Annotated in this window: 19 protein-coding genes; 14 read left to right on the forward strand and 5 right to left on the reverse strand. The window is 62.2% G+C overall.

Annotated elements, in window-relative coordinates; translation table 11 throughout:
- Positions 1 to 26: 26 nt before the first annotated feature.
- Positions 27 to 1,142: a 4-hydroxyphenylpyruvate dioxygenase gene (hppD, locus tag D5400_RS05625; RefSeq protein WP_126008488.1), complete on the reverse strand. Its 1,116-nt coding sequence runs from the start codon at positions 1,140 to 1,142 to the stop codon at positions 27 to 29.
- 119 nt (positions 1,143 to 1,261) lie between these two features.
- Between hppD and D5400_RS05630 the strand changes: the two genes are divergently transcribed.
- On the forward strand, positions 1,262 to 1,744 hold the full coding sequence (locus tag D5400_RS05630; RefSeq protein ID WP_126008491.1) for an Lrp/AsnC family transcriptional regulator: 483 nt from the start codon (positions 1,262 to 1,264) through the stop codon (positions 1,742 to 1,744).
- Between the two features lie 28 nt (positions 1,745 to 1,772).
- Here D5400_RS05630 and D5400_RS05635 read toward each other — a convergent pair whose 3' ends face one another.
- On the reverse strand, positions 1,773 to 1,994 hold the full coding sequence (locus tag D5400_RS05635) for a helix-turn-helix domain-containing protein (RefSeq protein WP_126008492.1): 222 nt from the start codon (positions 1,992 to 1,994) through the stop codon (positions 1,773 to 1,775).
- 171 nt (positions 1,995 to 2,165) lie between these two features.
- Entirely contained in the window at positions 2,166 to 3,212 is a 1,047-nt protein-coding gene (locus tag D5400_RS05640; RefSeq protein WP_126008494.1) for an AraC family transcriptional regulator, read from the reverse strand.
- Positions 3,213 to 3,618: 406 nt separating this feature from the next.
- On the opposite strand from D5400_RS05640, the gene D5400_RS21930 reads away from it, so the two are divergent.
- The 11 genes from D5400_RS21930 (at position 3,619) to fliF (ending at position 13,878) form a co-directional block, all read left to right on the forward strand.
- Positions 3,619 to 5,181 (forward strand): methyl-accepting chemotaxis protein, encoded by a 1,563-nt coding sequence (locus D5400_RS21930; protein WP_126008496.1) that lies wholly within the window; start codon positions 3,619 to 3,621, stop codon positions 5,179 to 5,181.
- A gap of 58 nt (positions 5,182 to 5,239) precedes the next feature.
- On the forward strand, positions 5,240 to 5,548 hold the full coding sequence (locus D5400_RS05650) for an STAS domain-containing protein (RefSeq protein WP_245451445.1): 309 nt from the start codon (positions 5,240 to 5,242) through the stop codon (positions 5,546 to 5,548).
- Positions 5,545 to 5,910 (forward strand): response regulator, encoded by a 366-nt coding sequence (locus D5400_RS05655; protein ID WP_126008498.1) that lies wholly within the window; start codon positions 5,545 to 5,547, stop codon positions 5,908 to 5,910. Before D5400_RS05650 ends, D5400_RS05655 begins: the two co-directional genes overlap by 4 nt.
- Positions 5,911 to 5,923: 13 nt before the next feature.
- Entirely contained in the window at positions 5,924 to 8,272 is a 2,349-nt protein-coding gene (locus tag D5400_RS05660) for a chemotaxis protein CheA (RefSeq protein WP_126008499.1), read from the forward strand.
- A gap of 4 nt (positions 8,273 to 8,276) precedes the next feature.
- Entirely contained in the window at positions 8,277 to 8,744 is a 468-nt protein-coding gene (locus tag D5400_RS05665; RefSeq protein ID WP_126008502.1) for a chemotaxis protein CheW, read from the forward strand.
- Positions 8,741 to 9,661, forward strand: coding sequence for a protein-glutamate O-methyltransferase (locus D5400_RS05670; RefSeq protein WP_126008503.1), 921 nt, complete (start codon positions 8,741 to 8,743; stop codon positions 9,659 to 9,661). The genes D5400_RS05665 and D5400_RS05670 overlap by 4 nt, the downstream gene beginning before the upstream one ends.
- Positions 9,658 to 10,707 (forward strand): protein-glutamate methylesterase/protein-glutamine glutaminase, encoded by a 1,050-nt coding sequence (locus tag D5400_RS05675; protein WP_126008504.1) that lies wholly within the window; start codon positions 9,658 to 9,660, stop codon positions 10,705 to 10,707. The genes D5400_RS05670 and D5400_RS05675 overlap by 4 nt, the downstream gene beginning before the upstream one ends.
- Positions 10,707 to 11,096 (forward strand): response regulator, encoded by a 390-nt coding sequence (locus tag D5400_RS05680; RefSeq protein ID WP_126012811.1) that lies wholly within the window; start codon positions 10,707 to 10,709, stop codon positions 11,094 to 11,096. The genes D5400_RS05675 and D5400_RS05680 overlap by 1 nt, the downstream gene beginning before the upstream one ends.
- Positions 11,093 to 11,638, forward strand: coding sequence for a chemotaxis protein CheD (locus D5400_RS05685; protein ID WP_126008505.1), 546 nt, complete (start codon positions 11,093 to 11,095; stop codon positions 11,636 to 11,638). Before D5400_RS05680 ends, D5400_RS05685 begins: the two co-directional genes overlap by 4 nt.
- 47 nt (positions 11,639 to 11,685) lie before the next feature.
- Positions 11,686 to 12,069, forward strand: coding sequence for a hypothetical protein (locus D5400_RS05690; protein ID WP_126008506.1), 384 nt, complete (start codon positions 11,686 to 11,688; stop codon positions 12,067 to 12,069).
- A gap of 147 nt (positions 12,070 to 12,216) precedes the next feature.
- Positions 12,217 to 13,878, forward strand: a complete 1,662-nt coding sequence (fliF, locus tag D5400_RS05695; RefSeq protein ID WP_126008507.1) for a flagellar basal-body MS-ring/collar protein FliF — start codon at positions 12,217 to 12,219, stop codon at positions 13,876 to 13,878.
- Between the two features lie 12 nt (positions 13,879 to 13,890).
- On the opposite strand, the gene D5400_RS05700 is transcribed toward fliF, so the two are convergent.
- Positions 13,891 to 14,319, reverse strand: coding sequence for a hypothetical protein (locus D5400_RS05700; protein ID WP_126008508.1), 429 nt, complete (start codon positions 14,317 to 14,319; stop codon positions 13,891 to 13,893).
- A 409-nt stretch (positions 14,320 to 14,728) separates the two neighbouring features.
- Here D5400_RS05700 and visN point away from each other — a divergent pair, with 409 nt between their 5' ends.
- The gene (gene visN, locus D5400_RS05705; protein ID WP_126008510.1) at positions 14,729 to 15,400 is read left to right on the forward strand and encodes a transcriptional regulator VisN; all 672 of its coding nucleotides are present in this window, start codon (positions 14,729 to 14,731) and stop codon (positions 15,398 to 15,400) included.
- 13 nt (positions 15,401 to 15,413) lie between these two features.
- On the forward strand, positions 15,414 to 16,154 hold the full coding sequence (locus D5400_RS05710) for a helix-turn-helix transcriptional regulator (RefSeq protein WP_245451446.1): 741 nt from the start codon (positions 15,414 to 15,416) through the stop codon (positions 16,152 to 16,154).
- A 52-nt stretch (positions 16,155 to 16,206) separates the two neighbouring features.
- On the opposite strand, the gene D5400_RS05715 is transcribed toward D5400_RS05710, so the two are convergent.
- Positions 16,207 to 16,650: a hypothetical protein gene (locus D5400_RS05715; protein ID WP_126008512.1), complete on the reverse strand. Its 444-nt coding sequence runs from the start codon at positions 16,648 to 16,650 to the stop codon at positions 16,207 to 16,209.
- Positions 16,651 to 16,654: the final 4 nt, after the last annotated feature.

Below are 16,654 nucleotides of genomic sequence, written 5' to 3' on the forward strand. Positions count from 1 at the left end.
CCGGCTGCCCGCAATTCGCCCAAGCGCTATTCGGCCGCTTCCGGTCTGCTCAGCACGCCGCGCCGGACCTGGTCTTCCTCGATCGATTCGAACAGCGCGCGGAAATTGCCTTCACCAAAGCCATCGTCGCCCTTGCGTTGGATGAACTCGAAGAAGATCGGGCCGATCACGGTCTTGGAGAAGATCTGCAGCAGCACGCGGGTCTCGCCGCCACCGACGACGCCTTCGCCGTCGATCAGGATGCCACGCTTCTTCAGGTGTTCCAGCGGCTCCTGGTGGCCTTCGACGCGATTGAGGGACATCTCGTAATAGACGTCCGGTGGACCGGGCATAAACTTCATGCCGGCATCAGCGATGCTGTCGGTGGCGCTGTAGATGTCATTCGTCGCGATCGCGATATGCTGGATGCCTTCGCCGCGATATTCGCGCAGATATTCTTCGATCTGGCTGTGCTCGTCGGCGCTTTCGTTGATGGGAATGCGGATCTTGCCATCGGGCGAGGTGAGGGCGCGCGACGTGAGGCCCGTCTGCTTGCCCTTGATATCGAAGAACCGGATCTCGCGGAAATTGAAGGTCTCGGCATAGAACCGGTACCAGGTGTCCATGTTGCCGCGCACGACATTGTGCGTCAGGTGGTCGAGATAGAAGAAGCCGAAGCCCTGCGGCTTAGGATCGGTCTCACCCAGCCACTCATAGTCTGCCGAATAGCAACTGCCATTCTCGCCATACTGATCGATGAAATAGAGGAGCGATCCGCCGATACCGACGACCGCGGGCGCATCGATGGACTTTCCGTCGCCGTTGTAGGGCTCGGCGCCCAGGCTGACGGCGCGGTCAAACGCGTGCTTCGCGTCGACGACGCGCCAGGCCATGGCCGGGGCGCACGGGCCGTGTTCGGCGCAAAATCGCGCGGCATGGGAGCGGGGCTCGGCGTTCAGCAGGTAATTGATATCGCCCTGGCGGTAGAGGGTGATCGCCTTGCTGCGGTGTCTGGCGACCGGGGTGAAGCCCATCTGGCGGAACAGACCATCGAGAACCTCCGGTTCGGGATGGGCGAACTCGACGAATTCGAACCCATCCGTGCCGGCCGGGTTGGCTTCAGAGATCGTGGCCTTCGGTGCGTCGTGTGGAAAGGGTCCCATGCGTATCCTCCTCGCTGCAGAACGGTCATCATTCTACTGCCGGAGGCATGCAAGCGGCTTGCAATCTCATGCGTGCATGACGACGATGATGCATCGAAATCGATAAGAAGCGAGCCTCGATGCAAGAAATTCGTATCGACCGCGTCGATGCTGCAATACTCAATGCGCTGCAGCGGGACGCAACGCTGACCAATGCCGACCTCGCGGCCGAGGTCCATTTGTCGCCGTCGCAATGCTCGCGAAGGCGGGCGGCACTTGAAGCCGGCGGACTGATCAAGGGCTACGGCGCGCTTGTGGACGCGGATGCGCTCGGCTTCGGCATGCGCGCAATCACCCGCGTCAACCTCCGTTCGCACGGCCAGGAGCAGGAGGCTGCCTTTGCCGCGTTTCTCGCACGTCATGAGGAGGTGCGGGCAGCCCACTCGGTGTCCGGCGATGCGGATTATGTGCTCGACATCCGCGTTCCCGATCTCGCCGCGTTCGCGCGCTTCGTCCACGAAAAGCTCCTGCCGCAGCCACAGGTGACGCAGGTACGGTCGGAGATCGTGTTGAAGACGCTGAAAGACGAGGTCGGCGTGAAGGCGGTTCCGACCGGCTCATGACAAACCGGCTGGCCCCTTTGTTATGGCTTTATCCGACGAGGCCGAGACGCATGGCCTTGATGACGGCGTGTAGGCGGCTCGAGACACCCATCTGCATGGCAGCCTGATCCAGCGTCTGCTCGATTTCGCCGACCGAGCGGCCTAGCTGGGCGGCGATCAATGTGGTGTCGCGGCCGTCCGCGAGCAGGCGCAGGCAATCCATCTCGTGCTGGCTGAGCGCGCTGGCGCCCAACTCGTTCATCTTGTTCATGGTCGTCTTTCGAACTCTACAATGAGAGTCTGAGGGCTGCCGACATCCATGCGGGCGGCAAAGCGCTTCGCGGCGGTCAGGGCGACCGGCGGCGATAAAAGCCTAATATACGAATTTACCTTGGCGGGTTTGACCCGCGACGCCAATCCGGATGCTGCAATGCACAAAATTTCAGTGACGAGAGGAGCTCCGCAATTCCCGACGGAGTTCGCTCGGCGATCGGCCGAACCAACGCCGCGTCGACCTGGTGAAGGCGCTTGGCTGGGAAAAGCCGAGTTCGTAGCCGATGTCGGAGATGCTGCGCTCGCTGTCACGCAGAAGACGGCGCGCCCATTCGCAGCGCGTCTGGTCGATGAGGTCGTTGTGAGATGTCCCCGCTTCAGCCAAGCGGCGCTGAAGCGTTCGCTCGCTCATGCCCATGTGGCGGGCCACATGCTCGAGCGTCGGTTCGCCAGCGGATAGGTTCTGCAGCAGAAAGAGCCGGATGCGCGTCTGGAGGTCGTCGTTTTCGACCTTCAATTCCGCCTGCTTGTTGCATTGTTCTTCCATGAGGCGATGGAGCCGCGCGTCGGCCTTCGGGTTCGGCGTCGCCATCAGGCTGGCCGGAAATTCGATGGCATTCATCGGCTCGCCGAAGCGCAGATTGGTTGCCAGCTTACGGCGATAGAGGCCAAGCGCGGCGGGCGGCGGCCTTTGCAGGAGGAAGCGCGCCGCGCGCAGGTTCAGCCCGAGCAGACCGCGGTAACGTGCCGCAAAGAGCGCAGCAAAATAATCGGTGAACTGATCGTGGCGCACGATGAGCGCGGGCAGCGACCACTCGAGCCGCGCGATCTCCCCTTTGACGACGATCGCGCAGTGCTGCGTTTCCATCAGCAGGCGATGATGACGCACGGCAAAGGAGAGCGACTCGGCGAGCGTCGGCGCACTCAACATACCGTAGCCATAGATGCCCGTGCTTCCGGGCTCTAGATGATCGGCCGCTTTCAGTCCAAAGGCGGGATCGCCGGAAATGATCGCGAGCGATTCGAACAGCCGACACAGTCGGTCCAGGCTGATGCGCGTCGAAAAATCGTTGAAGCTCGATGTGCTGAGCCCCATCGACCGCGCAATGCTGTCAATGTCAATGTCGATGTCACGATCGCGAGCCATTGCGAGCAGCGACGCGCCGAGCGACGCGGCCACTTCAAATCGGTCGGCCAGTTGAGGCGGTTTCGACATCGTTGGCGCACAAGGTTAATACTTTGGCGTCGATGGTATCGCGCCGCCCCGGCCGTGTCGAAGGGTTAAAAGGTCGTACCCGCAACATTTGTTGCTGCAACGCAATACTGGCATTATTTATCTTGCGCGGCAATGCAAAACCCCCCTGAAAGGCGAGGGGCGGCGGGACGACCACTCAGGAACTTGCTCTCGATGGTTAACCTTCGCGCAAGGACTTCGATCATAGTCTCGCCATCACGACGCAGTGGGTGTGGGGGCGCACAGCCATTCCCCTCAGGCATGATGCCGGTTCGTCGTACCGGACAGAGACCGGTATTTTCCCGACAGAGTTCAGGCATGTAAGTGACGTGGCGTTTCCGGTCTCGACCGGGGCGGATGCGCGCCTGCATGACCGGTTAGGATCACCTTGAGGCAGGATCGGCTCAACGAGCATGGTTTTCGCAGCGACCGGACCGCATTCGTCGCATCGACGATCGGCCAGGGCGAGCGCGAAGCCTTGCGGCTCGTGTTGCCCATCCTCGGGACTTCTGCAAAGAGCGGCATCGTCTCCTGCCTGGACAGCGCGCAACAAAGCGGCGCGATCGACGGGAACATGCAGGGGCGCCTGAAGCGCTCACTAGCCCAGCGCTTGGATGCGATCCTCGATAATCAGGACGATCTTGCACGCGCGGAAATCGACCCCGTATTGACCGAGGCCGGCGCGCCTATCGGGCTTGTGCTCGCGGCTTACGGGCAGGCCATCGAAGCGGCCATCACCACCATCGTCGAACAGCCACGTCAGCGGCGCTGGCCATCTCTCAGCAAACCAGAAGGCGTGGATCTGACTGCGGTCTCGGCGCTGGTGAAGAGCGTTTTTGCCGACATCGAGGCGATGGTGAGCGAACGCGCTGCGCGCCTTGAAGACACATTCAAGCGCGAAGCCGAAGCGCGCCGGCTCGATACCCGCCAGCGGATCGAAACGGTGCTTCTGCCGCCTCTGCAGCACGCCGCGCGGGGAGACACCGGCCGTCGTCTCGAGCCGGCGCGACTTCCCGACAGCCTTGCGACCGTTGCCGGCACCATCAATGCGGTGCTCGTCGAACTGGATCAGCACCGGGGCGCACTCGCCGAGGCCACGAAGACGCTGAGGTCGAGCGGCGTGCTTGCCGAGAATGCGCAGGAGCAAGTGCTCGCCCTGACCGGCGAAGCGCGTCTTGTCGTGGAGACGGCGCGCCAGAACAGCGCGCATCTTTCTGCTGCCGTCGGCACGGCAGAGGCGCGGCTTGCTGTCGTGGGAACCTCGCTCAGTGACACGCGTGCAAAAGCAAGCGAAGGCGACAGCGCCGCCGCCCACACAATGGCAGCGATGGCCGATATCGAGCGGTCGGCAGAAGAGATCAGCCGACTAATCGGCTCGGTCGACGACATTGCATTCCAGACGAACCTGCTTGCGTTAAACGCGGGCATCGAGGCGGCACGTGCCGGCGACGCCGGCCGCGGCTTTGCTGTGGTTGCTTCAGAAGTGCGGGCGCTGGCGGAGCGCTCGGCGGATGCGGCCAAGGACATCAAACGCATCGTCGCACAAACGAAATCGCATGTGGTCCAGGGCTCCGCGCGGGTCAGAGAGACCCGCGATATCCTCAAGGACGTGCTGCTGCGCATGTCGGCGGTCGACGTGGACGCTAAGACTGCAGGCGAGGACCTGATCGCTATCAAGTCCGATTGCGGCCTTCTCGGTCAGGGTTTCGGGCGCATGGCAGAGACGTTCGATGCGATCGATCGCGCCGGCCAGGCGGCCAAGGCATCGATCTCTCACATCATGTCGGTCGCGCTTCACGGTGGGTCTCACGTTGAAGATCGCGTCGGTATGCCGGTCGCGCCACACGCCTATGGGCGGCGAGAAACGGCACGATCGACAGAACCCGTCGCGAACAAGCGACATTCTCGGGACAACGATGCCTGGGGCTACCTGCGGAGCCTTGGAGCATGACGACGACGGCAACGCGGGAAGGCGGCGGGACGGCCGCACTCTTCAAGGGACAGCACGCATGAATGGAACGATGACGATGATGGACGATGCACAGATCGTCGAACTGCCGACGGTCCTGGACCTCAACGCGGCAGCGCCTCTGCGCGATCGCCTTCTTGCGCGCCGCGGCACGCCGTTGGCACTCGATGCCTCGCGGGTCGAGCGGATCGGCGGACAGTGCCTGCAGGTTCTCTTGGCGGCGCGAAATGCCTGGCAGCGCGACGGCGCCGGCTTTTCGATCGATCGTCCTTCCGACGGTTTCCTCAACGCACTCCGGCAGATGGGTTTTGCCGGTGATCTGACGCCCGCTACGGAGACGACACGATGAAGAAGACGGTGCTGACGGTCGACGATTCCCGCACGATCCGCAACATGCTGCTGATGACCCTGTCCGGGGCCGGCTACGAGACCATCCAGGCAGAGGACGGCGTCGAGGGCCTCGAAGTTCTCGCCCGTTCCAATCCGGACGTGATCGTGACCGACATCAACATGCCGCGGCTCGATGGCTTCGGATTCATCGAAGGCGTGCGGCGGGACGAGCGCACCCGCGCCATTCCGATCCTCGTGCTGACGACGGAAAGCGACCAGGAAAAGAAGAACCGCGCACGCCAGGCCGGTGCCACCGGCTGGATCGTGAAGCCCTTCGACCCTGCCAAACTTATCGACGCCATCGAGCGCGTGACGGCCTGACGGGATCGACATCATGGATATGAACGAAATCAGAGAGATTTTCTTCCAGGAGTGCGAGGAGCAACTCGCCGAACTGGAAACGGGTCTTCTCGCGCTGAATGACGGCGATACCGATCCGGAAACCGTCAATGCCGTCTTCCGGGCAGTGCACTCGATCAAGGGCGGCGCCGGTGCGTTCGCGCTCGACGATCTCGTGGCATTCGCCCATGTGTTTGAAACCACTTTGGATAAGGTGCGCTCTGGACAACTTGAGCCGACACACGATGTTTTGAAGGTGATGCTGAAGTCTGCCGACGTCTTGGCCGACCTCACCAACGCTGCCCGCCATGGCGACCAGATCGACCAGGATCGCAGCGCATCGCTCGTTGCCGACCTGGAGGCGCTGGCACGCGGCGAAGGCGTATCGAGCGGCGAGAAGCCGGCCGAAGCCGAGCCTGAGTTCACGCCGGTGCCGGTGATGCTGGAAGAACCGCAAAGTGCCGACTTCGCGCCTGTGCCGTTCTCCTTCGACGATTTCGATGACGAAGACACCGCCGCCGCAGCCTCGGGCTTCGTCGTAACCTTTCGGCCGCGCGCCGAGCTCTACGGTAAGGGCAACGACGCCTATCTGCTGTTGCGCGATGTCGCCAAGCTCGGCGCGGCGAAGATCGCGTGCGACAGCACCGATCTTCCGGACCTCGCGCAGATGGACCCGGAGGGTGCCTATCTCTCCTGGACGATCGAAGTGACCGGTCTGGCCGACGAAGCACCGATTCAGCGGGTCTTCGAATTCGCCGAGTGGGATTGCGACCTGACGATCGTGCCTTCGGGAGACGTTTCTGCGGTTCAGCCGGCTGAAGAGATCGTGCTGATGGCTCCGATAGAGACGCCTGCACCGGTCAAGGCGCCTGCTCCGAAGTTCACGCCTGCGAAACCAACTGCCTCGGTAGACGACAGCGGCATGGTTCCCGTGCCCTTCGATCTGTCCGCATTCGATAATCTGACGGTGGCCGATACGATCGCCCCGCAGCCGGTTGCTGCGCCCGTGGCTGCCACGCCTGCGGCACCTGCTCCGGTCGCCCCCGTCATCTCCATCGCGGAAGCGGCGGCCAAGCGGGGGGCCGATCCCGATGCGGCCGACCGCCGCCAGGGTGGGGATCGTCGTGCAGCGGAAACGGTCGCTCCAACCATCCGCGTCGATCTCGACCGCGTCGACCGGCTGATCAACCTCGTCGGCGAGCTGGTCATCAACCAGGCAATGCTGGCGCAGAGCGTCAATGAGAGTGCCGCCGGCACGTCGGCCATCAATATGGGCCTAGAGGAACTGCAGCAGCTGACCCGGGAAATCCAGGACAGCGTGATGGCGATCCGCGCTCAGCCGGTGAAGCCAGTCTTCCAGCGCATGTCGCGGATCGTACGCGAAATCGCCGACATGACTGGCAAGAACGTGCGTCTGGTGACGGAAGGCGAGAACACCGAGGTCGACAAGACCGTCATCGACAAGCTTGCCGAGCCGCTGACGCACATGATCCGCAATGCGGTCGACCACGGGCTCGAGACACCGGAGAAGCGGCTCGCCGCAGGCAAGCCGGAGGAAGGTACGCTGCGTCTTGCCGCCAAGCACAGGTCCGGCCGTATCGTGATCGAGATCGCCGATGACGGCGCCGGCATCAACCGCGAGCGCGTCCGCAAAAAGGCGATCGAGAACGGCCTGATCAGTGCGGACGCGAACCTGTCGGACGAGGAAATCGACAACCTGATCTTCCACGCGGGCTTCTCGACCGCCGACAAGATCTCCGACATTTCGGGCCGCGGCGTCGGCATGGATGTGGTCAAGCGCTCGATCCAGCAGTTGGGTGGTCGCATCTCGATCGTCTCCAGGCCCGGCGAAGGCTCGGTCTTCACCATGAGCCTGCCGCTGACGCTTGCGGTGCTCGATGGCATGGTCGTCTCGGTCGCCAACCAGACGCTGGTCGTGCCACTGACGGCGATCGTGGAAACGCTGCAGCCGGAAGCCTCGAAGATCCACCGCTTCGGCGCGGAACAGCGCCTGATCTCGATCCGCGACACCTTTTGTCCGCTGGTCGATGTCGGGCGGGTGCTGTCCTTCCGCCGCGAGCAGGCTGATCCGGTTCAAAGCGTGGCCGTGCTCGTCGAAACGGAAGGCGGCGGCCAGCGCGCGCTCATGGTCGATGCCATCCAGGGCCAACGCCAGGTCGTCATCAAGAGCCTCGAAGCCAACTACGATCACGTGCCGGGCATTGCCGCGGCCACCATTCTCGGTGATGGGCGTGTTGCCCTCATTCTCGACGTCGATGCCGTCGTCGCGGGTTCTCGCGGCGACCAGGCGCGGCCCGAACTTTCCCTCGCAGCAGTAGGATAGGACCATGAACGAACTTGCCAGGACACAGGCCGACGGCGTTCGCGAACTCATCGCTTTCCGTATCGGCGATCAGGAATTCTGCGTCGACATCATGTCGGTGCGGGAAATCCGGGGCTGGACCCCCGCGACCGCTTTGCCGCACTCCCCGGGCTTCGTGCTCGGCGTCATCAACCTGCGCGGCGCGGTGCTTCCCATCATCGATCTGTCGAGCCGTCTCGGCATGAAGGCAGCCGATCCGACTGCGCGGCACGTCATCATCGTGGCTCAGGTGCACAAGAAGGTCGTCGGGCTTCTGGTCGATGCAGTCTCCGACATATTGTCGGTCACGAGCCAGAACATCCAGCCGACGCCGGAAGTCTCCTCCGAGCTCGACAAGTCGTTTGCCCGCGGTGTGCTGGCGATCGAGGGTCGGATGATCTGTCTCATCGAACTCGAAGCCCTCTTCAAGTCGAGCGAAAGCGAAGCTGCATGACACGCCCACTGGCGCGCGACGGCGGAGGCCTGCCTGGCGAAGAGCTGTTGGTCAGCGGCGAATTTCCGCTGACCCGTCGTGATCTCAACGAGATCGCGGCGATGATCTACGCTGACGCAGGCATCCATCTCAACGAGACCAAGGCCTCGCTCGTCTATTCGCGGCTTTCCAAGCGCATTCGCCAACTGCGCCTGTCGAGCTTCCGTGACTATTGCGAACTCGTCTCTTCACCGGAAGGTGCGGACGAGCGGCGTGAGATGCTGTCGTTCCTGACGACGAACTTCACGCGCTTCTTTCGCGAGAACCACCATTTCGACCATCTGCGCGACACCGTTCTGCCACCGCTCCTGAAGCAGGCGAAAGCCGGGGGACGGGTGCGGATCTGGTCGGCCGGCTGCTCGGACGGCCAGGAGCCCTATTCGATCGGTTTGACCGTCCTGTCGCTGATGCCGGAGATCGCTTCCTACGATTTCCGAATTCTCGCGAGCGACATCGATCCGAAGATCATCTCGAAGGCGAAAGCGGGGCGTTACGACGACCATGCGGTAGAGACGGTGCCATCCGCGCTGCGTTCGCGCTTCATCCACGAGGCGAAAGGCGAGGCCGGGGCCCGTTGGGAAGTCTCCTCGCAGGTCAAACAACTGATCGCGTTTCGTGAGCTCAATCTTTTGCGTGAATGGCCCTTCAAAGGGACCTTCCAGGTGATCTTCTGCCGCAACGTCGTGATCTATTTCGACGAGCAGACCCAGGCTCGCGTTTGGAGCCGCTATTACCAAACGCTGGAGGAGGGCGGTCACCTTTATATCGGCCATTCCGAGCGGGTGTCTGGCCCGGCGAAGGACGGTTTCGACAACGTCGCCATCACCACTTACCGCAAGAACTCGGGCAGGCCGGCAGGCAGGAGCGGCACGTTATGAACTCTCCCATCAGGGTGATCGTCGTCGATGACTCCGCCACGATGCGGATGATGATTTCGGCCGTGCTCAATGCCGATCCGGATATCGAGGTCGTTGGCCAGGCGTCGAACGCCATGGAAGCGAGAAGCGCCATCAAGGCACTCGATCCCGACGTGGTGACGCTCGATATCGAGATGCCCAGCATGAGCGGGCTCGAGTTCCTAGAAAAGATCATGCAACTGCGGCCGATGCCGGTGATCATGGTGTCGACGCTGACGCAGCGAGGGGCCGAAGCGACGCTGGCGGCGCTTGAGATCGGCGCTTTCGACTGTATCGGAAAGCCGGTTCCAGGCGAAGGCAAGCCGTTTGCAGGACTGACGACACTGGTCAAGGAAGCGGCCGCATCGCGGCTGAAGCGGAGCTATCAGCGGCCTTCGGAAAAGGCTGCGCCGGCGCCTGTCACCTCGGACTACCGCCCGCGCAACCGCATCATCGCGATCGGTGCATCGACCGGTGGTGTTGAGGCGCTGATCCAGGTTCTCTCGCGGTTTCCAGCCAACTGCCCGCCGACGGTCATCACGCAGCATATGCCGGCATCCTTCACGCGCAGCTTCGCGGAACGGCTGGATCGCCTGTGCGCGCCGAAAGTGACCGAGGCGATCGATGGCGAGCCCTTGTCCTTCGGCCGCGTCTATCTCGCGCCAGGCGGCGAGCGTCATCTGGAAATCACCAACGGATCGGGACCGCGGTGCCGGCTGGTGGAAAGTGGAACGGTGAACGGCCACCGGCCGTCGGTCGACGTCCTGTTCCGCTCGGTTGCCGCCACGGCGGGCAAGAACGCCGTCGGCGCGATCCTGACCGGCATGGGCCGGGACGGCGCCCAGGGCCTGCTCGCCATGCGCCAGGCGGGAGCTGCAACGTTCGGTCAGGACGAACGCAGTGCTGTTGTCTATGGAATGCCTCGCGTTGCGCAGGAGATAGGAGCTGTGGCGATGCAGCTGCCCCTCGATGCCATCGGAGATGAAATTATTGCCGCAACGGCGGCCAAGAAAATCGGGGTTGTGTGATGTCGCTTGCGCAAAAAATCAAAGTACTCATCGTTGACGACCAGGTGACCAGCCGCCTGCTGCTCGGCGAAGCGCTCCAGTCATTGGGCTTTTCGCAGATCACCGTAGCAGGCGACGGTCAGCAAGGTCTCGCGATCATGCAGCAGCAGCCGCATCATCTGGTTATCTCGGATTTCAACATGCCGAAGATGGATGGCCTCGGGCTTTTGCAGGCGATCCGCTCCAATGCACAGACGAAGCGGGCGGCGTTCATCATGCTGACTGCACAGGGCGATCGCGCCCTGGTGCAGAAGGCTGCGCAGCTTGGTGCGAATAACGTGCTGTCCAAACCCTTCACGGTGGAAAAGATGCAGGCGGCGATCGAGGCCGTCTTCGGTGCCCTGAAATGACAGCCGGTGCGGTCCGGCGCGTTCATGTCATTCAGGGAGAGTATCACGTCAGCGACGATCCGAACGTCGTTCTGACCACGATCCTCGGCTCCTGCGTCGCCGCGTGCCTGCGGGATTCGGCCGCCGGAATCGGTGGGATGAACCACTTCCTGCTGCCCGGCGGACCGGGGTCCTCCGGCAACGCCGCGACCCGATACGGCGTGCATCTGATGGAACTGCTGATCAACGAGCTCTTGAAGAACGGCGCGCGCCGCGATCGGCTGCAGGCGAAGATCTTCGGCGGAGCGCAGACCATCGCGCAGTTTTCCAATGTCGGCAGGCAGAACGCGGAGTTTGCGACGCGGTTTCTGACCGACGAGCGCATTCCGATCATCAACGCCTCGACCGGGGGCGATCTCGGCCGCAAAGTCGAGTTCTGGCCGGTGAGCGGACGTGCCAGACAGCATGCGCTCGACAACACTCAGACGCAGCGCGCCGTTGAAATGGAGCGTCCTCGTCCCGTGGCGCCGGCTCCCGCGGATGGCGGCGTGGAATTCTTTTGATTGACGGCGTCGACCACGCCGAAGTGCCTTTTCTGGAGCATGACATAATGGCCGAGCACGCACGACGCCGACTGGAGCAGGACGAGGCCGGTCAACCACTGAGCCATCTTCTGGGCCGCCTGGCCAACGAGATGATCGATCTTGCCGGCGCGGTGGAGGCGATCGAGCATGATCTGACCGCCGGAGAGGCAGACCATGGCGACGACGCGCGCGTCATGCGGCTGCAAACGCTGGATCTCACGATCCAGCGCCTGCGTGGCCTCGGCCATTTCCTCGACGCGCTTTCGGTCAATGTTCCTCACGGCGTTGCGATCCACCTTCAGGACGCGCTTCGCATCATGACCTTGTCCGACGTGAAGAGCCGCCTGTCCGGCGAGGCGGACGGTCGCCGCGATGCGGTGAAGGAGAGCGGCGACATCGAGCTTTTCTAAGCCGCTGACGCCCGCTTGCAGCTGTGCCCGGCTGCGTTCAGGGCGCAACATCTTCGCGCAAGTTTCACTGCCTATTGTCGGCCCTGACAGGATCGCATGGCGTGTCACGCCGTGACGCGTCGAATTTTGCAGTTGAACGGGCACAGAATGAATCTGTTGAGCCAACTGGCACCACTTTCCAAGCGGTTCATGGCCCTCGGCCAGATGCGCATCATGGCCATGCTCGGCGGGACCGCGCTCGCCATTGCGATGATCGTGGCGGCGGGCCTCTATCTGAACAAACCGACGATGGAGACGGTCTATGTCGGCCTCGAGCCGGAGGACCTGAGCCGCGTTTCGATGGCACTTTCCGAAGCAAATATGGATTTTGCCGTCGGCACAGATGGTTCGACCCTTCTCGTCCCGGTCGGTCAAGTGGGTTCCGTGAGGGCGTTTCTTGCCGAGCGCGGCCTGCCCGACAGCGCCAATGGCGGCTATGAGCTGTTCGACAATGTCGGTTCGCTCGGCCTGACCTCATTCATGCAGGAAGTGACCCGCGTTCGCGCGCTCGAAGGTGAGATCGCTCGGACCATCCAGTCCATCAGCGGCATCTCCGCCGCCCGCGTCCACATCGTCATGCCCGATCGCGGCAACTTCCGGCGTGGCGAACAGGAGCCGTCAGCATCCGTCATGATCCGCACGTCGGGCACGAACGGACAGCGGGCCGCGGAATCGGTGCGTCATCTCGTGGCAGCATCCGTTCCGGGCCTCGGCATCGACAATGTGACAGTGCTCGACTCCACCGGCCAGTTGCTCGCTTCTGGCGACGACATGACCAACAGCGCGCTCAATCGCTCGATGAGCCTTGTGCAGCTGGTGGAGCGCGAGATCGAGACGAGCATCGAGAAGGCGCTTGCGCCATTTCTCGGCGTCGACAATTTCCGCGCCAGCGTTCGCGCCAACCTGAACACCGACAGCCAGCAGATCCGCGAGACCACCTTCGATCCGGAATCACGCGTCGAGCGTTCGGTTCGGGTGACCCGCGAGGAGGAACGCTCGAACCGTGCCGAGGGTGACACGCCTGCGACGGTCGAACAGAACCTGCCGCAGGCTGCACCGGAAGGTACCGGCGGCGGTCCTTCTTCCAACGAGTCGCTCGATCGGCGCGAAGAACAGACGAATTTCGAGATCAATTCGAAGACGATCGAGACGGTCAAGAACAGCTACACGATCGAGCAACTGTCGATTGCCGTCGTCGTCAATCGCGGCCGCATTGCTGCGATGATCGGCGAGAACGCCACCCAGGAGCAGATCGACGCCTATCTTGCAGACATGGAGAACATCGTGCGCTCGGCCGCTGGTTTCAGCCAGAACCGGGGCGACGTCGTGTCCTTGAATGCCATGGCGTTTCTTGAGAACCAGCTTCTCGAAGAAGCCGCGGTCGAAGGCTCCATTCTGGAGAACCTTTCGCGCCATGCCGGCAGCATGATCAATGCACTCGCCTTCATCGTGGTCGCGCTTCTGGTCGTCTGGTTCGGACTTCGCCCGCTGGCCAGGTCCGTCGGTACGTCCGTAGCTCCTGCTCAGGAAGCCGATGCAGCGCTTGGCGACTTCAGCCCGTCGATGGGGACAGGCGCCATGCCGATGGAAGGGTTCGGTGCGGATTTCGGCTTCGATCCGGAAACGGATCTCCTCGGCAGCGAGGAGAGCAGCGGCTACAATCGCCGGATGAAGGAAGGCCCGGAGAAGCGTCTGGCTCGCATGGTCGAACTGAACGAAGAGCGGGCAGCCAAGATCCTGCGGAAATGGGCGATTGAGAAGGCGGCCTGATCGGGGCTGCCTTCAAAGATGGCCGTAGGTGCCGCGCGAGAAGAGAAACACCCCGTAGAGCTCCTCACCGTCGGACTGGTCCTCGAGCGACCGATAAGCGCCGAAGCAATGCACGATGCGGTGGTCGTCCGACGGCTGCTTGATGGCCGCGGAAAAGTTGAACGGTCGGCTTTCAAACGCCGCATGTTCAAAGAGCTTGATGATCTTGTCGTGGATGCTGTCGTCGTAGCAGCGCACGAGTTCCAGCAGGCCGAAAGCCGTTCGGTCTTCCGGGAGGCCATGCAGGGTGCGCGCCCGATGTCCGATCTTCAGCATCGCATTGGCGAGGTTGGCGGACCAATGATCGACGATGCAAAACTCCGAGAGAAGATTGATCGTCGCCTGATCGAGAAAATCGGTCGGAGCTTGCATCTTGTCGTTCACACCACAGGTACTCGCCATTTAGAATATGTCGACCCTCCGCCCTTGGGTCGACATGAACGCCCTCCGCATTAGTTCATTCCGGTAAACGACAATACAAGTAAGCGTAGCGATTAATTGCAATTATCGCCGTTTAAGCCGTCCGGCTACCAGTTTTATTGATCCGAAATGTTGCGCGACCGCCACGCGAATCACTCCACATCGCTAGCCCGCCGTAAATGGCTAGGATTGGCAGTGGACACCCGCGGGAGCCCTGCGTAACGTTTTGTTAAGGGACGAATCACCGATCTGGCTACGTAACGTTTCGCGTTCTTGCGTATCTTCGACACCGTTTGGCGAAGGAGCCAAGAGTGATGTTTTTTTCGGGCGCTGGGCGGGCGTCCTCACTTATGCTGTGTGCGGATGAGGCAACCGCGGGCGGTCGGCGAACATGATCGACCGCAGCGTTCTCATCGGCAAGCTGGCGCAATGTGCCGAGCGCGGCGATCTGCCGGCCGGCTTTGAACTCATGAGCAGCTTCGTCGGCGCCGAGCATTACATGCTCGCCCGCCAGGACATGCTCAACGAAGATGGCTTCGACCACATCGTCTCGTCCAACTGGCCGTTCGACCTCGTGCGCACGCTCGGGCAGCATGTGATCAAGCAGCAGTCCAAGCGCAACGAACTCGAACGCTGCATGGCGATCATGGAGCCGGCTTTTATCCGCGCGCCGGCGACGTTGAGAATGCCCGAGCACCTGAGCCGCATCTACTGCGCCTTCCCGTTCTGCACGGGCCAGGCGCGGCTCTCGGTCATCTTCCTGTTTCGCAGCGATATCGTCGTTGCGCGCGAACGGGTTCACGATGTCGCCTTGCTCAGCGCGTATTTCGCAGCGCGATTCGACGAAGCCACCTACGTTCCGTCCAGCGTTCTCGATCTGACCGAGCGTGAGATCGAGTGCCTGAACTGGATCGCCGAAGGCAAGACCAGCGACGAGATCTCGATGATCATCGGCATCTCGCGGAACACGGTGAACAACTACATCACGAGCATCATGCGCAAGACGGCGACGAAGACCCGATCGGAAGCGATCGCTTACGCTGTCAGACATAGCTTGATCTAAGGAGGCCACCGCGTTGAACATTCAAATCGGTCACACCAAAACTGCCGGGCAACCGACATTTCAGGTCAAGGACAAAGAGTGCTCGGTGGTTGCGATCGACGAGCAGTTGCGCGAGATGGCCGAGGCACTTGGCGCCGAAAGCCGTTTTCTTCTTCGGCTATCGCCAAATGCCGCGCGCGCGGCGACGCACTGCGTGCTGAGCCGGTGCGCCGGCAAGGGCAGCGGCGACATCGCGACCGGCTTCAATGCGCGCTTCTCGCGGGCCGTGATCGGGCACATGGAACGTTCGCTGGCTCCGCTGATCCACGGTTTCGCCAGCTCGCCAGATTTGAACGGCTGTGCTTCGCAGATGGGCGAGGTAGGGTGCCTGCCGGTGACGGCCGAGGGGCTCGACATCATCGCGTTTCCGGTCAAGCTTGGTGGTCTCGGCAATGGCTTGACGCTGTTTGCCGGTGAGGACCTGTCCTGTGACGCGGAAATGCTGCTCAACCTTCATCGCCGCAGTTTCAAGGTGATGAAGCTTCTCCTGATGCTCGACATTCGCGAAGCAGCACCACGCCAGAAGCTCAATGAGCGGGAACTGGAATGCCTGCAACTGGCCGGTGACGGCTTGAAATCAGAAGCGATCGCCGACCGCCTGGAACTGTCGGTCCACACGGTCAACGCCTATCTCGGCACGGCGACTGCGAAGCTCGATTCCGTCAATCGCATCCAGGCGATCGCCAAGGCGATCCGTCTCGGATATCTCGCCTGATACCATCCGAAGCTGCACAGGGTAGACTGCAGCGCGCTATTGCGCTGCCAATTCAGTGCGGGAGATGGAGCGCGCCGACAGACTTGCGGAAGCGCGACTTGAGCAGGCTTTCCGACAGGAGAAGCGTGTTCACTTCAGGATCCTCGGAGGGATCGTCGAAGGCGATGTGGCTGATCTCGACGCCGCCCTGCGCATCCTCAAGCGTGAGGCGGGTATAGATCGTCACGCCTTCCGGTCGCAACTCCAGGTCGAGCACAACGCGCGGCCGCGTCGACCAGTCCAGCCAGTAATCGCCACCAATACCGAGCGACACGGTACCCGGCAGGAAATAGAGCTCTGCTGCTGAAGCGACGAGGTCGGCGAGGTCGCCGTAGCACTCGAATTTCAACATCGAGATCAGATCGCCGGCGTCGATCAGACGCAATTCGCTGGCCACCGGGCGCAGTGCCTCGGCAACGATCATTTCGCGTTCGGCGGTGCAGCTTGTCTTCATCATGGCG

This window comes from Georhizobium profundi, from assembly GCF_003952725.1.
Lineage (GTDB): Bacteria > Pseudomonadota > Alphaproteobacteria > Rhizobiales > Rhizobiaceae > Georhizobium > Georhizobium profundi.

What these genes read in the sequence shown, in the direction of transcription:
- visN (WP_126008510.1), top strand. Translation starts at nt 14,729, where the DNA reads ATGATCGACCGCAGCGTTCTCATCGGCAAGCTGGCGCAATGTGCCGAG.
- fliF (WP_126008507.1), top strand. Translation starts at nt 12,217, where the DNA reads ATGAATCTGTTGAGCCAACTGGCACCACTTTCCAAGCGGTTCATGGCC.
- D5400_RS05665 (WP_126008502.1), top strand. Translation starts at nt 8,277, where the DNA reads ATGAACGAACTTGCCAGGACACAGGCCGACGGCGTTCGCGAACTCATC.
- D5400_RS05655 (WP_126008498.1), top strand. Translation starts at nt 5,545, where the DNA reads ATGAAGAAGACGGTGCTGACGGTCGACGATTCCCGCACGATCCGCAAC.
- D5400_RS05685 (WP_126008505.1), top strand. Translation starts at nt 11,093, where the DNA reads ATGACAGCCGGTGCGGTCCGGCGCGTTCATGTCATTCAGGGAGAGTAT.
- D5400_RS05670 (WP_126008503.1), top strand. Translation starts at nt 8,741, where the DNA reads ATGACACGCCCACTGGCGCGCGACGGCGGAGGCCTGCCTGGCGAAGAG.
- D5400_RS05675 (WP_126008504.1), top strand. Translation starts at nt 9,658, where the DNA reads ATGAACTCTCCCATCAGGGTGATCGTCGTCGATGACTCCGCCACGATG.
- D5400_RS05650 (WP_245451445.1), top strand. Translation starts at nt 5,240, where the DNA reads ATGAATGGAACGATGACGATGATGGACGATGCACAGATCGTCGAACTG.
- D5400_RS05690 (WP_126008506.1), top strand. Translation starts at nt 11,686, where the DNA reads ATGGCCGAGCACGCACGACGCCGACTGGAGCAGGACGAGGCCGGTCAA.
- hppD (WP_126008488.1), bottom strand. Translation starts at nt 1,142, where the DNA reads ATGGGACCCTTTCCACACGACGCACCGAAGGCCACGATCTCTGAAGCC.
- D5400_RS05700 (WP_126008508.1), bottom strand. Translation starts at nt 14,319, where the DNA reads ATGGCGAGTACCTGTGGTGTGAACGACAAGATGCAAGCTCCGACCGAT.
- D5400_RS05630 (WP_126008491.1), top strand. Translation starts at nt 1,262, where the DNA reads ATGCAAGAAATTCGTATCGACCGCGTCGATGCTGCAATACTCAATGCG.
- D5400_RS05640 (WP_126008494.1), bottom strand. Translation starts at nt 3,212, where the DNA reads ATGTCGAAACCGCCTCAACTGGCCGACCGATTTGAAGTGGCCGCGTCG.
- D5400_RS05715 (WP_126008512.1), bottom strand. Translation starts at nt 16,650, where the DNA reads ATGATGAAGACAAGCTGCACCGCCGAACGCGAAATGATCGTTGCCGAG.
- D5400_RS05635 (WP_126008492.1), bottom strand. Translation starts at nt 1,994, where the DNA reads ATGAACAAGATGAACGAGTTGGGCGCCAGCGCGCTCAGCCAGCACGAG.
- D5400_RS05680 (WP_126012811.1), top strand. Translation starts at nt 10,707, where the DNA reads ATGTCGCTTGCGCAAAAAATCAAAGTACTCATCGTTGACGACCAGGTG.
- D5400_RS05660 (WP_126008499.1), top strand. Translation starts at nt 5,924, where the DNA reads ATGGATATGAACGAAATCAGAGAGATTTTCTTCCAGGAGTGCGAGGAG.